Raw genomic sequence first — 15572 nt, 5'->3', positions numbered from 1 at the left:
GCCAATGAACTCGCCTGAAGGGTCGGAACACATGTCGAACGAGGAGAAGTACCTCGACTACCTCCGGCGGGCCACCGTGGACCTGCAGGAGGCGCGCGGCAAGCTGCGCGAGTTCGAGGAGCGTGACGTCGAGCCGATCGCCATCGTCGGCATGAGCTGCCGGTTCCCCGGCGGCGTACGGTCGCCGGAGGACCTGTGGCGGCTCGTGCTGGACGGCAGGGACACCGTCTCCGATTTCCCCACCAACCGCGGGTGGGACCTGGAGGCGCTCTTCGACGACGACCCCGACCGGCAGGGGACCTGCTACACCCGTGAGGGCGCCTTCATCTATGACGTCCCGGACTTCGACCCCGCCTTCTTCGGGATCTCGCCGCGTGAGGCCGCGGCGATGGACCCGCAGCAGCGGTTACTGCTGGAGACGTCGTGGGAGGCGTTCGAGCGGGCGGGCATCGACCCGCACACGTTGCGCGGCAGCAGGACGGGCGTGTTCGTCGGCACCAACGGCCAGGACTACGCGGCACGCGTGTTCACCGGCGTGCCGGACGGCTATGAGGGCTACATCGGCACGGGCAACGCGGCGAGCGTCATCTCGGGGCGCATCTCCTACACGTTCGGCTTCGAAGGCCCCGCGCTGACCATCGACACCGCCTGCTCGTCGTCCCTGGTCGCCCTGCACCTCGCGGTGCACGCACTGCGGCACGAGGAGTCCCCGATCGCCATCGCGGGCGGCGTCACCGTGATGTCGACGCCGGGCGTGTTCATCGACTTCAGCCGCCAGCGGGGCCTGGCCCCGAACGGCCGGTGCAAGGCGTTCGCCGACGGCGCCGACGGCACCGGCTGGGGCGAGGGCGTCGGGATGCTGGTGCTGGAGCGGCTGTCGGACGCGCAGCGCAACGGGCACCCCGTGCTGGCGGTGATCCGCGGTTCCGCGGTGAACCAGGACGGCGCGTCGAACGGTCTGACCGCTCCGAACGGGCCTTCGCAGCGGCGGGTGATCCGGCAGGCGCTGGCGAGCGCCCGGCTCTCCGCGGCGCAGGTCGACGCGGTCGAGGCGCACGGCACCGGTACGAAGCTGGGCGACCCGATCGAGGCGCAGGCGCTGCTGGCGACCTACGGCCAGGGCAGGCCCGCCGACCGGCCGTTGTGGCTCGGTTCGGTGAAGTCGAACATCGGTCACACGCAGGCCGCGGCCGGTGTGGCCGGTGTGATCAAGATGGTGATGGCGATGCGGCACGGTGTGCTGCCGCGGACGCTGCATGTGGACGCGCCGTCCACGCACGTGGACTGGTCCGCCGGCTCCGTGGAGCTGCTGACGGAGGCACGGCCGTGGCCGGAGACCGGTCAGCCGTGGCGGGCCGGTGTGTCGTCGTTCGGTGTCAGCGGCACGAACGCCCACGTCATCTTCGAGCAGGCCCCCGTGGCCGAGCGGGAGAAAGTCTCCGAACGAGCCCCCGAGCAGGCCCGTGACGGGTTGATGCCATGGGTGCTGTCGGCAAGGAACGCGGAAGCGCTGCGGGAGCAGGCCGCGCGGCTCGCGTCCTTCGTGGACGAAGCGCCGGAGCTCGCCCTGGCCGACGTGGGCCGTACGCTGGTGTCCTCGCGGGCGGTGCTGGAGCACCGTGCGGTGGTGGTCGCCGCCGACCGGTCCGAGTTCCTGGCCGCTCTGGCGGCCGTGGCCGACGGTCAGGCGACCGGCGCCGTGGTCCGGGGAGTCGCCGAAGAACCCGGCCAGGTGGGTTTCCTGTTCTCGGGTCAGGGTTCGCAGCGGCTGGGTATGGGGCGTGAACTGGCCGCCCGTTTCCCGGTGTTCGCCGAGGTGCTGGATGCCGTGCTCGCGGAGTTGGACCCGCGGGTGCGTGAGGTGCTGTTCGGGAGGGACGCGGACGCGCTGAACGAGACGGGTGTGACGCAGCCGGCGTTGTTCGCCGTTGAGGTGGCGTTGTTCCGTCTGCTGGAGTCGTGGGGTGTGCGGCCCGGCATGCTGGCGGGTCATTCGATCGGTGAGCTGGCCGCGGCTCATGTGGCGGGTGTGTGGTCGCTGGCGGATGCGGTGAAGGTGGTGTCGGCGCGTGGTGCGCTGATGCAGGCGCTGCCGTCCGGTGGCGCGATGCTGGCGGTCCAGGCGACCGAGGCCGAGGTCGCCGCGGACCTGCCGGAGACGGTGGGTATCGCGGCGGTCAACGGTCCGAACTCGGTGGTCGTCTCGGGTCCCGCCGCCGATGTGGAGGCGGTCGCGGAGCGGTGGCGTGAGGCGGGGCGGAAGGTGTCCCGGCTGCGGGTGAGCCATGCGTTCCACTCGCCGCTGATGGAGCCGATGCTCGACGCGTTCCGCCGCGTGCTGGAAGGCGTGTCGTTCGAGGCGCCCGTGATTCCGATCGTGTCGACGCTGACCGGGGCGCGGGCGAGTGCTGAGGAGTTGTCCTCGCCGGAGTACTGGGTGCGGCACGTACGGGAGTCGGTGCGGTTCGCCGATGCGGTGGGCACGCTCGTGAGCGAGGGTGTGGGTACGTTTGTCGAGGTCGGTCCTGGTGGGACGCTGTCGGCGCTGGGCCAGGAGTCCGCGCCGGACGCGGCCTTCGTGCCCGTGCTGCGTGGAGAGCGGCCGGAGGCGGTGGCCGCCACGACGGCCGCGGGGCAGCTGCACGTACGCGGTATCCGGGTGGACTGGCAGCCCTTCTTCGACGGCAGTGGCTCCCGGTGGCTCGACCTGCCGACGTACCCGTTCCAGCGCGAGCGCTACTGGCTCGACCCCGTGCCGCAGACCGGTGACGTCACCGCGGCCGGGCTCGGTCCCGCCGAGCATCCGCTGCTGGGCGCCGCCGTCGCCCTCGGTGGCATGGACGGTGTGCTGCTGACGGGCCGGTTGTCGGTCCAGACCCACCCGTGGCTGGCCGATCACGCGATCATGGGTTCGGTGCTGCTGCCCGGCACGGCGTTCGTCGAGTTGGCGGTGCGCGCGGGTGACCAGGTCGGCTGTGACCTGGTCGAGGAGTTGACGCTTGAGGCGCCGCTCGTCCTGCCCGAGAACGGCTCGATGCGGGTGCAGGTGTGGGTCGGTGCCGAGGACTCGTCGGGCCGGCGCGAGCTGACCTTCCACTCCAGCGCGGGCGACCTGGAGGACGGCCGTACATGGACCCGGCACGCCACCGGCGTGCTGCGCGAGGGCGGCCGGTCCGTTCAGCCCGTCCTGGCCGAGTGGCCGCCGGCGGGCGCCGAGCCCGTGGACCTGGACGGCTACTACGACCGTATGGCCGCGGGCGGTTTCGGCTACGGACCGGTGTTCCAGGGACTGCGGTCGCTGTGGCGCGGCGGGGACGAGATGTTCGCCGAGGTGGCCCTGCCGGACGGTGTGGGCGCTGACGGATTCGGTCTGCACCCGGCACTGCTGGACGCCACACTGCACGCCATTGGGCTGATGGGCGACGCCGACGCTCCCGGCAGGCTGCCGTTCGCGTGGTCGGGGGTGCGGCTGCACGCCTCGGGCGCCACCGTCCTGCGGGTGCGGTTGTCGCCCGCCGGAGCGGACGGGGTGGCGTTGGCGGTCGCGGACGGCACCGGCGCGCCGGTGGCCACGGTCGACTCGCTGGTGCTGCGCCCGGCAGCGCCGGACCAGGTCGCGGGTGACGACCGGGGCGACGCGCTGTTCGGCGTCGACTGGACGCCGGTTCCCCTGCCCGACGACGATCTTCCGACGACCGAGTGGAGCGATCTGGAGGCGCTGGCGGGGTCGGTGGAACTGCCCGACTTCGTCGTGCTGCCGTGCCCGATCACCTCGGCGTCCGACCCGGTGGCCGGCGCGCACGAGGCGGCGCACTGGGCGCTGAACGCGGTGCAGAGCTGGCTCGCCGACGAGCGGTTCGACGCGTCACGCCTGGCCATCGTGACCAGCGGCGCTGTCGCGACCACGCCCGACGAGGACGTACGGAACCTCGCGCACGCCACGGTGTGGGGCCTGGTGCGCTCCGCCCAGTCGGAGAACCCGGACAGGATCGTCCTGGTCGACATCGACGACGACACGACCTCCCTCGACGCGCTGCCGTCCGCGCTGGCCACGGGAGAGCCGCAACTCGCCGTACGCGCCGGCGCCGCCAGCGCGCCGCGCCTGGCCAGGGTCCGGCGCTCCGTGGTGGACGATCCCGGCTTCGGTTCGGACGCGGTGCTGGTCACCGGCGCGACGGGCACACTGGGCGGTCTCGTCGCCCGGCACCTGGTCACGGAGCGGGGCGTACGGAACCTGCTCCTGGTCAGCAGGCGCGGCGCCGCCGCGGAAGGCGCGGAGGAACTGCGCGACGGACTCGTCGCGCTGGGCGCCGAGGTGGCGTTCGCGGCATGTGACGTGGCCGACCGGGAAGCCGTCGCCGGCCTGCTGGCCGACCATCAGATCTCCGCCGTGGTGCACACCGCCGGTGTCCTCGACGACGCCACGATCGGCTCGCTCACGGCGGAGCGGATCGACGGGGTGTTCCGGCCCAAGGTCGACGCGGCCTGGCACCTGCACGAACTCACCCGCGACCTGGACCTGTCGGCATTCGTCCTGTTCTCGTCCGCCGCCGGTGTGTTCGGCGGCCCCGGCCAGGGCAACTACGCCTCGGCGAACACCTTCCTGGACGCGCTGGCGCAGCACCGCCGTGCCACCGGTCTGGCCGCCACGTCGCTGGCCTGGGGTCTGTGGGCCACGGCCAGCGGTATCACCGGCCGGCTCGACGAGGCCGACGTACGACGCATCACCAGCGGCGGCATGATCCCGCTCGGCTCCGCCGAGGGCCTCGCGCTGTTCGACGCGGCGCACTCCACGGGGCGCGCCGCACTGGTGCCGATCCCCATGGACCTGGCCGTACTGCACCGGCAGGCGCGCTCCCACCCCGTACCGCACCTCCTGCGCGGTCTGGTGCGCGGGACGGTACGCAGGACCGCCGAGTCCGGCTCCCAGGCGGCCGGGTCCGCGCTGGCGCAGTCGCTGGCGGGCCTGACCGAGGCCGAACGTGAGAAGGCCCTCCTCGATCTCGTCCGCACGCACGCCGCCACGGTGCTCGGCCACAGCTCCGCGCATGCCGTCGCGCCCGACCGCGCGTTCAGGGAACTGGGCTTCGACTCGCTCAGCTCCGTCGAACTGCGCAACCACCTCAACGCGGCCACCGAGCTGCGGCTGCCCGCCACACTGGTCTTCGACTACCCGACACCCGCCGCGCTCGCCGCCTTCGTCGGCACCGAGCTGGCGGGGGCGCCCGTCGTCGCGGCGCCCACCCGTACGGCCGTGACCGCGACCGACGAGCCGATCGCGCTCGTCGGCATGAGCTGCCGCTTCCCCGGCGGGGTGAGCTCGCCCGAGGACCTGTGGCGGCTGGTGCTGGACGGTACCGACGCCATCAGCGAGTTCCCCGGCAACCGTGGCTGGGACCTGGACGCGCTGTACGACCCGGACCCCGACCACACCGGCACCTCCTACACCCGCGAAGGCGGCTTCCTGCACGACGCCGACCAGTTCGACCCGGCGTTCTTCGGGATCAGCCCCCGCGAGGCGCTCGCCATGGACCCCCAGCAGCGACTGCTGCTGGAGACCTCCTGGGAGGCCTTCGAACGGGCCGGCATCGACCCGGAGTCGGTACGGGGCAGTGCGATCGGCGTGTTCGCGGGCGTGATGTACCACGACTACGTATCGCGGCTGCGCTCCGTCCCGGAGGGCGTCGAGGGCTACCTCGGTACCGGCGGGTCCGGCAGCGTCGCGTCCGGCCGCGTCGCCTACGCGCTGGGCCTGGAGGGGCCCGCCGTCACCGTCGACACCGCGTGTTCCTCATCGCTGGTCGCCCTGCACTGGGCGGTGCAGGCGCTGCGCCAGGGGGAGTGCACGATGGCGCTGGCCGGCGGTGTCGCCGTGATGGCGACCCCCGGCACGTTCGTCGACTTCAGCCGCCAGCGCGGCCTCGCCGCCGACGGCCGGTGCAAGTCGTTCTCCGACAGCGCCGACGGCACCGGCTGGGGTGAGGGCGCCGGCATGCTGCTGGTGGAGCGGCTGTCGGACGCCCGCCGCAACGGGCACCCGGTCCTGGCGGTGATCCGTGGTTCCGCGGTGAACCAGGACGGCGCCTCGAACGGTCTGACCGCGCCGAACGGTCCCTCGCAGCAGCGGGTCATCCGCCAGGCCCTGGCGAGCGCGGGCCTGGCCCCGTCCGACGTGGACGCGGTCGAGGCACACGGCACCGGCACCACACTCGGCGACCCCATCGAGGCGCAGGCACTGCTGGCCACGTACGGCAAGGACCGCGCCGGCGAGCCGCTGTGGCTCGGCTCCATCAAGTCGAACATCGGCCACACGCAGGCCGCTGCCGGTGTCGCGGGCGTCATCAAGATGGTCATGGCGATGCGGCACGGTGTGCTGCCCCAGACCCTGCACGTCGGCGAGCCCTCGACGAACGTGGACTGGTCCTCGAACGCCGTCGAGCTGCTGACGGAGGCCCGGCCGTGGCCGGAGAGCGGTCGCCTGCGCCGGGCGGGTGTGTCGTCGTTCGGTGTGAGCGGGACGAACGCGCACACCATCATCGAGTACGTGCCGGGCGAGGACCATTCCCCGGCCCCCGTCGACGGCGTTGTGCCGTGGGTGCTGTCCGCGCGGAGCGCCGAGGCGTTGCGGGACCAGGCGATCCGGCTGCGGGAGCACGTCGAGGGCGAGCCGGGAGCCGGTCTGCTGGACGTCGGCTACTCGCTGGCGACGACGCGATCGGCCTTCGGCCACAGGGCTGTCGTCCTCGGCGAGGACCGCGGGACACTGCTGGACGGACTCACCGCTCTGGCCGAGGGACGGCCGTCCTCCGGCCTGGTCACGGGATCCGTCGCCGTGGGCGGTGTGGGGTTCCTGTTCTCGGGTCAGGGGTCGCAGCGGCTCGGTATGGGGCGTGAACTGTCCGCGCGTTTCCCGGTGTTCGCGGAGGCCTTGGACGCGGTGCTGGGTGAGTTCGGCCCGGAGGTCCGCGAGGTCCTGTTCGGTGAGGACGCGGACGCGCTGAACGAGACGGGGGTGACGCAGCCGGCGCTGTTCGCGGTGGAAGTGGCGTTGTTCCGGCTGTTGGAGTCGTGGGGTGTGCGGCCGGATGTGCTGGCCGGTCATTCGATCGGTGAGCTGGCCGCGGCGCATGTGTCCGGTGTGTGGTCGCTGGCCGACGCCGCCAGGGTGGTGTCGGCGCGTGCCGGGTTGATGCAGGCGCTGCCGTCCGGCGGTGCGATGGTGGCCATCCAGGCGACCGAGGCCGAGGTCACCGCGGACCTGCCGGAGACCGTCGGTATCGCCGCGGTCAACGGCCCGAACTCCGTGGTCGTCTCCGGTGACGCCGCCGACGCCGAGGCGGTCGCCGAACGCTGGCGCGAGGCGGGGCGCAAGGTCTCCCGTCTCCGGGTCAGCCACGCGTTCCACTCGCCCCTGATGGACCCGATGCTGGACGACTTCCGCCAGGTCCTGGAAGGGGTCCTGTACGAGGCGGCCGCGATCCCGATCATGTCGACGCTGACCGGTGCGCGGGCCACCGCCGAGGAGTTGTCCTCGCCGGAGTACTGGGTGCGTCATGTGCGCGAGTCGGTCCGGTTCGCCGACGCCGTCTCCACGCTCGTGGACGAGGACATCGCCACGTTCGTCGAGATCGGCCCTGGCGGGACGCTGTCGGCGCTGGGCCAGGAGTCCGCGCCCGACGCGGCCTTCGTACCCGTGCTGCGGGCAGACCGGCCGGAGGAGTCCGCGCTGATCGCCGCGGTGGCGCGGATGTGCGCCCAGGGCGTGCGCATGGACTGGGAGGCCTTCTTCGCCGGCCGCGGGGCGCGGCGGGTGGACCTGCCGACGTACGCGTTCCAGCACCAGCGCTACTGGCTGGACACCGGGGTGGGGGCAGGCGATCTGGACGCCGCGGGGCTCGGCTCGGCCGACCACCCGCTGCTCGGCGCGTTCGTCGACACGGCCGACTCGGAGGGGCAGCTCTTCACCGGCCGGTTGTCGGTGGAGTCCCACCCGTGGCTCGGCGATCACCTGATCCAGGGTTCGGTGCTGGTGCCCGGAACGGCGTTCGTCGAGTTGGCGATCCGCGCGGGTGACCAGGTCGGATGCGACCTGGTGGAAGAGCTGACGCTGGAGGCGCCGCTGGTGCTGCCCGAGCGTGGCGGAGTGCGGGTACAGGTGGGGATCGGTGTGCCGGACGAGTCCGGCCGGCGTTCCCTCACGGTCCACGCGCGTGACGAGGACAGCGACCTGTGGGTCCGGCACGCGAGCGGCGTGCTGGTGGGCGGTGCGCAGACGCCATCGGCCGAGGCCGGTGTCTGGCCGCCCGCCGGGGCGGAAGCCGTGGAGCTGGCCGGGTTCTACGACGGTATGGCCGACGGCGGTTTCGGTTACGGGCCGGTGTTCCAGGGGCTGCGGGCCGCGTGGCGCAAGGGCGACGAGGTGTTCGCCGAGGTCGCGCTGCCGGACGGGGTGGAAGCCGGGGGATTCGGTCTGCATCCGGCGTTGCTGGACGCGTCGCTGCACGCCATCGGCCTGATGGGTGAGGCGGACGCTCCCGGCGGGCTGCCGTTCTCCTGGTCGGGGGTGCGGCTGCACGCTTCGGGCGCGACCGTCCTGCGGGTGCGGCTGGCGCGTACGGGGTCGGACGGGGTGTCGTTGGCGGTCGCGGACGGCTCCGGTGCTCCGGTGGCCACGGTCGACTCGCTGGTACTGCGCGCGGTGACGGCGGGTTCGCTGGGATCGGCGCGCAGGCACGAATCGCTGTTCCGGCTGGACTGGGTGCCTGCCCCGGCGTCGGCCGGGAGCGCCGGGTCGGTGGCGGAGTTCGCGGACTGGACCGCGCTGCGGTCGGCCCTGGACGCGGGGGAGTCGCTGCCGGAGAACGTGGTGGTGCGCTGCGCCGAGCCCCAGGACGCGGACGCGGTGCGCGGCCACGTGCTGACCGCTCTGGAACTGGTCCAGGGCTGGCTGGCCGACGACCGTTGCGCGGCGTCACGGCTGGCGCTGGTGACACGCGGCGCCGTGGCGATCGGCGCCGGGGACGACGTACCGGATCCGGCGTCGGCCGCGGTGTGGGGTCTGGTGCGGACGGCGCAGATCGAGAACCCGGACCGCTTCGTCCTGCTGGACACCGACGACGAGGACGGCTGGAGGCCGGCGCTCGCGACCGGGGAACCCCAGGCCGCCGTACGGGACGGCAGGGCGTTCGTGGCCCGCCTGGCGCGGGTGCGCCCGGAGACCGGTACCGACCCGGCGTTCGGGCCGGACAGTTCGGTCCTGGTCACCGGCGCCTCCGGTGCGCTGGGCGGTCTGATCGCCCGGCACCTCGTCTCCCGGCACAGCGTCGGGCGGCTGGTGCTGGCCAGCAGGCGCGGACTGGCGGCGGAAGGCGCCGAGGAACTGCGCGACGAACTGATCGCGCGGGGAGCCGAGGTCGCCGTGGCCGCCTGTGACGTCGCGGACCGGGACGCGCTGGCCGCGCTGCTCGCCGAGCACCCCGTGACGGCGGTCGTGCACACCGCCGGTGTGCTCGACGACGCCACGGTCGGCTCGCTGACCCCGGACCAGGTCGACGCGGTGTTCCGGCCCAAGGTCGACGCCGCCCGGCATCTGCACGAGCTGACGCGCGACCTGGACCTGTCGGCGTTCGTGCTGTTCTCCTCGGTCGCGGGCACGCTGGGCGCGGCCGGCCAGGCCAACTACTCCGCGGCCAACGCGTTCCTCGACGCGCTCGCCCAGCAACGGCGCGCCGCCGGCCTGCCCGCCACCTCGCTGGGATGGGGTCTGTGGGCCGACGGCATGGGCGCCCGGGTGGCGCAGTCCGCCGCGAACGGCCTGTCCTCCGAGGAGGGCGTCGCGCTGTTCGACACCGCGGTCTCCGGGACCGATCCGGTGGTCGTACCGATGCGGCTCGACCTGCGGGCCGTACGGGAACTCCCGCTGGTGCCCCCGGTGCTGAGCGGCCTGGTACGGACAACAGGCCGCAAGGCGGCGGGGAGCGGGGCCGATCCGGCCGGTGCGCTCCGCGACCGGCTGGCACCACTGGCCGAGGACGAGCGCGAGCGGGTGCTGCTGGACCTCGTCCGTACCCAGGCCGCCGTGGTGCTCGGCCACGACGGGCCGACGGCGGTCGCGCCCGGCCAGGCGTTCACCGAGCTGGGCTTCGACTCGCTGACCGCCGTCGACCTGCGCAACCGGCTCAACCTGGCGACCGGGCTGCGGCTGCCCGCCACGCTGGTCTTCGACTACCCGACCCCCGCGGCGCTCGCCGCGTTCGTTGGCGCCGAGTTCGCGGGCGCGCCCATCGCCGCGGCGACCGTCTCCACGGCCGTGGCCGTGACCGACGAGCCGATCGCGATCGTCGGCATGAGCTGCCGCTACCCCGGTGGCGTCCGCTCGCCGGAGGACCTGTGGCGGCTCGTCGCCGACGGCGCCGAAGGCATCACGCTGTTCCCGACCGAGCGCGGCTGGGACATGGACGCGCTCTACGACCCCTCGGGCGAACGGGTCGGCAGCTCCTACACCCGCGAGGGCGGCTTCCTGCACGACGCCGACCAGTTCGACCCGGCGTTCTTCGGGATCTCGCCCCGCGAGGCGCTCGCCATGGACCCGCAGCACCGGCTGCTGCTGGAGACCTCCTGGGTGGCGTTCGAGCGGGCGGGCATCGACCCCAGGTCCCTGCGGGGCAGCGCCACCGGCGTGTTCGCCGGCGTCATGTACCACGACTACGCCTCCCAGCTGCACGGCGTGCCCAAGAGCGTCGAGGGCTACCTCGGCACGGGCAACGCGGGCAGCGTCGCGTCCGGCCGCGTGTCCTACACGTTCGGTCTTGAAGGCCCCGCGATGACCGTGGACACGGCGTGCTCGTCGTCGCTCGTCGCACTGCACCTGGCGGCGCAGGCGCTGCGCTCCGGTGAGTGCTCGCTCGCGCTCGCGGGTGGTGTCACCGTGATGTCGACGCCCGCCGCGTTCATCGACTTCAGCCGCCAGCAGGGCCTGTCGCCCGACGGCCGGTGCCGCTCGTTCTCCGCCGACGCCAACGGCACCGGCTGGGGCGAGGGCGTCGGGATGCTGGTGCTGGAGCGGCTCTCGGACGCCCGGCGCAACGGACACCAGGTCCTCGCGGTGATCCGCGGCTCCGCGGTGAACCAGGACGGCGCGTCCAACGGCCTCACCGCGCCCAACGGGCCGTCGCAGCAGCGGGTCATCCGCCAGGCGCTCGCCAGCGCGGGTCTGGCTCCCTCCGAGGTGGACGCGGTCGAGGCGCACGGCACCGGTACGACCCTGGGCGACCCGATCGAGGCGCAGTCGCTGCTCGCCACCTACGGGCGGGACCGGGCGGGCGAGCCGCTGTGGCTGGGCTCGCTGAAGTCCAACATCGGCCACACCCAGGCCGCCGCGGGCGTGGGCGGCGTCATCAAGATGGTGATGGCGCTGCGGCACGGTGTGCTGCCGCGGACGCTGCACGCCGAGGAGCGCTCCCCGCACATCGACTGGTCGGCGGGCGCCGTGGAACTGCTGACCGAGGCCCGGCCGTGGCCCGAGGCGGACCGGCCCCGGCGTGCCGGTGTGTCGTCCTTCGGCTTCAGCGGCACCAACGCGCACGTCATCATCGAGTCCACGTCGGACGACGACGCGCCGCAGGCCCCCGAGGCACCGCTCGGTCCGTGGCTGGTGTCCGGCCGCACCGAGAGCGCTCTGCGCGACCAGGCGGTACGGCTGCGCGACCACCTGACCGCGCGGCCCGACCTCGACCCGGCGGATGTCGCCCGCGCGCTCGCCACCTCGCGCGCCGGATTCGAGCACCGGCTCGCCGTCGTCGGCCGGGACATGGCCGACCTGGTGGCCGGGCTCACCGACGCCGTCGAGGGACGGCCGGGTAGCGCAGACGTACGCGGTGTCGCCGACGAGCACCGGGTCGGTTTCCTGTTCTCGGGACAGGGGTCGCAACGGCTCGGGATGGGGCGTGAACTGTCCGCGCGTTTCCCGGTGTTCGCGGAGGCCCTGGACGCGGTGCTGGGTGAGTTCGGCCCGGAGGTCCGCGAGGTCCTGTTCGGTGAGGACGCGGACGCGCTGAACGAGACGGGGGTGACGCAGCCGGCGCTGTTCGCGGTCGAGGTCGCTCTGTTCCGGCTGCTGGAGTCGTGGGGTGTGCGGCCGGATGTGCTGGCCGGGCACTCGATCGGTGAGCTGGCCGCCGCGCACGTGTCCGGCGTCTGGTCGCTGGCCGACGCCGCCAGGGTGGTGTCGGCGCGAGGCGCGCTGATGCAGGCGCTGCCGTCCGGCGGTGCGATGGTGGCCATCCAGGCGACCGAGGCCGAGGTCGCCGCGGATCTGCCGGAGACGGTGGGTATCGCCGCGGTCAACGGCCCGAACTCGGTGGTCGTCTCCGGTGACGCCGCCGATGTGGAGGCGGTCGCGGAGCGGTGGCGCGAGGCCGGCCGGAAGGCGACCGGCCTCCGGGTCAGCCACGCGTTCCACTCGCCCCTGATGGAGCCGATGCTGGACGACTTCCGCCGGGTGCTGGAAGGCGTGTCGTACGAGGCGCCCGCCATCCCGACCGTGTCCACGCTGACGGGCAGGCCGGCCTCCGCGGAGGAGCTGTCCTCGCCGGAGTACTGGGTGCGGCACGTACGGGAGTCCGTACGGTTCGCCGACGCCGTGGTCGGCATGGGCGCGGACGTCCTCGTCGAGATCGGACCCGGCGGGGTGCTGTCGGCACTGGGCCAGGAGTCCCTGCCGGACGCGGCCTTCGTACCGGTGCTGCGCGGCGACCGGCCGGAGGACGGCGCCCTCATGACCGCGCTCTCCGAGCTGCATGTGCGGGGCGTGCGCGTCGACTGGGACGCCTACTTCCCGGGCACCGGCCACGGCGTCGACCTGCCGACGTACGCCTTCCAGTACCAGCGGTTCTGGCCCGACACGAGCCTGCGGCCCGCGACCGACGCGACCGGGCTCGGGCTCGGCTCCGCCGACCACCCGCTGCTGGGCGCCGCGGTCACCCTGGCCGACGAGGACACCGTCCTCTTCACGGGGAGGCTCTCGCTGCGGACCCACCCGTGGCTGGCCGATCACGCGATCCAGGGCTCGGTGCTGCTGCCCGGTACGGCCTTCCTCGAACTGGCGGTGCGCGCCGGTGACCAGGCCGGGTGCGACCTGGTGGAGGAGCTGACGCTGGAGGCGCCGCTCATCCTGGCCGGGAACGGCTCGGTGCTCGTGCAAGTGCGCGTGGGCGTCCCGGACGAGTCCGGCCGGCGTCCTGTCACCGTGCACGCGCGGGACGAGGACGGTGAACTCTGGGTCCGGCACGCGAGCGGCGTGCTCGCCGACAGCGCCGAGGCGCCGCCGGCCGAGGCCGGCGCCTGGCCGCCCGCCGAGGCGGAGGCCGTGGACCTGGACGGGCTGTACGACCGTATGGCCGACGGCGGTTTCGGTTACGGGCCGGTGTTCCAGGGGCTGCGGGCCGCGTGGCGGCGTGGTGACGAGGTGTTCGCCGAGGTCGCCCTGCCCGAGGACGTGGCCGTGGACGGTTTCGGTCTGCATCCGGCGCTGCTGGACGCGTCGCTGCACGCCATCGGCCTGATGGGCGAGCCGGACGCTCCCGGCAGGCTGCCGTTCTCCTGGTCGGGGGTGCGGCTGCACGCTTCGGGCGCGACCGTCCTGCGGGTGCGGCTGGCACCCGCGGGGTCGGACGGCGTCTCGTTGACGGTCGCGGACGGCTCCGGCGCTCCGGTGGCCACGGTCGACTCGCTGGTACTGCGCGCGGTGACGGCGGGTTCGCTGGGATCGGCGCGCAGGCACGAATCGCTGTTCCGGCTGGACTGGGTGCCTGCCCCGGCGTCCGCCGGAGGCGCCGGGTCGGTGGCGGAGTTCGCGGACTGGACCGCGCTGCGGTCGGCCCTGGACGCGGGGGAGCCGCTGCCGGAGAACGTGGTGGTGCGCTGCGCCGAGCCCCGCGACATGGACGCGGGTGTGGTGCGCCGGGAGGTGCTGACGGCCCTGGAGCTGGTGCGGGGCTGGCTGGCGGACGACCGTTGCGCGGCGTCACGGCTGGTACTGGTGACGCGTGGTGCGGTGGCGGTCGGAGCCGGGGACGACGTACCGGATCTGGCGTCGGCCGCGGTGTGGGGTCTGGTACGGACGGCGCAGACGGAGAACCCGGACCGCTTCGTCCTGGTGGACGTCGACGACGAGGACGGCTGGAAGTCGGCCATCACCAGCTCGGAACCCGAGCTGGCCGTGCGCGCCGGTGAACCGTTCGCGCCGAGGCTCGTGCGGGCCCGGCCGGCGGAGTCGGCGGGCTCGGGCTTCGGCGAGGGTCCTGTGCTGGTGACCGGTGCCAGCGGGATGCTCGGCGGTCTGGTGGCGCGGCACCTGGTCGAACGGCACGGGGTGCGGCGGCTGGTGCTGGCGAGCCGGCGTGGCCAGGTGGGCGCGCTGCACGAGGAGTTGACGGGTCTGGGCGCCGAAGTCGCCGCCGTGGCCTGTGACGTGGCGGACCGGGACGCGGTGGCCGCGCTGCTGGCCGAGCACCCCGTCACGGCCCTCGTCCATGTGGCGGGTGTGCTGGACGACGGTGTGATCGAGTCGATGACACCGGAGCGGATCGACACCGTGTTCCGGCCCAAGGTCGACGCGGCGTGGAACCTGCACGAGCTGACCCGTGAGCTGGACCTGTCGGCGTTCGTCCTGTTCTCGTCGGCGGCGGGCACGCTGGGCACACCGGGCCAGGCCAACTACTCGGCGGCCAACGCGTTCCTCGACGGGCTCGCGCAGCACCGGCGCGCCGCCGGACTGCCCGCCACGTCCCTGGCATGGGGCCTGTGGGCGGGAGAGGACGGCATGGGCGCCCGGCTGGCCGAGACCGGGACCGCGGGCCTGTCCGCGGAGGAAGGACTGGAGCTGTTCGACGCCGGAGCCGGCGGGGCGGACCCGGTCGTCGTGCCGATGCGGCTCGACCTGCGGGCCCTGCGGGAACTCCCCGTGGTGCCGCCGCTGTTCAGCGGTCTGGTGCGGACGACGACCCGCAGGGCGGCGGAGACCGGGGGCGACCCCGCCGCCGCGCTGCGGGACCGGCTCGCGGCGCTGCCGAAGAGCGAGCGGACGTCCGCACTGGTGGACCTGGTGTGCGCGCACGTCGCGGCCGTACTGGCACTCCCCGGTGCCGAGGCGGTCGACGAGCGGCGCGCGTTCACCGAGCTGGGCTTCGACTCGCTGACGGCCGTGGACCTGCGCAACCGGCTCAACGCGGCCACCGGGCTGCGCCTGCCCGCCACCCTGATATTCGACCATCCGAACCCGCTCGACCTGGTCGGCCACCTCGCGGACACCCTCGTCGTCGACGAACCCGCCGGAGTGGCACCGCTGCTCGCCGAGCTGAGCCGTATCGAGGCGAGCCTCGCCTCGATCAAGCCCGGCGACGACGAGGACGACCGGGTCGGCGCCCGCCTGTCGGCGTTGCTGGCGGTGTGGCGCGACGGTCGTGCCGACACCGCCGAGCAGGCGGCCGACGACCTCGACGCCGCGACGGACGACGAGGTGTTCGACCTGCTCGGTAAAGAGTTCGGCATCTCCTGACCCGCCCAGCCACCCC

General features: G+C 73.5%; 1 protein-coding gene. It reads left to right on the top strand.

The annotated features are described in order from the left end of the window. Positions 1–31: 31 nt before the first annotated feature. Complete coding sequence (locus ACZ7LS_RS21210; protein ID WP_385130262.1) at positions 32–15556, top strand: SDR family NAD(P)-dependent oxidoreductase; 15525 nt, start codon at positions 32–34, stop codon at positions 15554–15556. Positions 15557–15572: the final 16 nt, after the last annotated feature.

Source organism: Streptomyces sp. NPDC039430, from assembly GCF_055639435.1.
The sequence above is the reverse complement of the archived record's forward strand: the minus strand, read 5'-3'. Positions and strand labels throughout refer to the sequence as shown.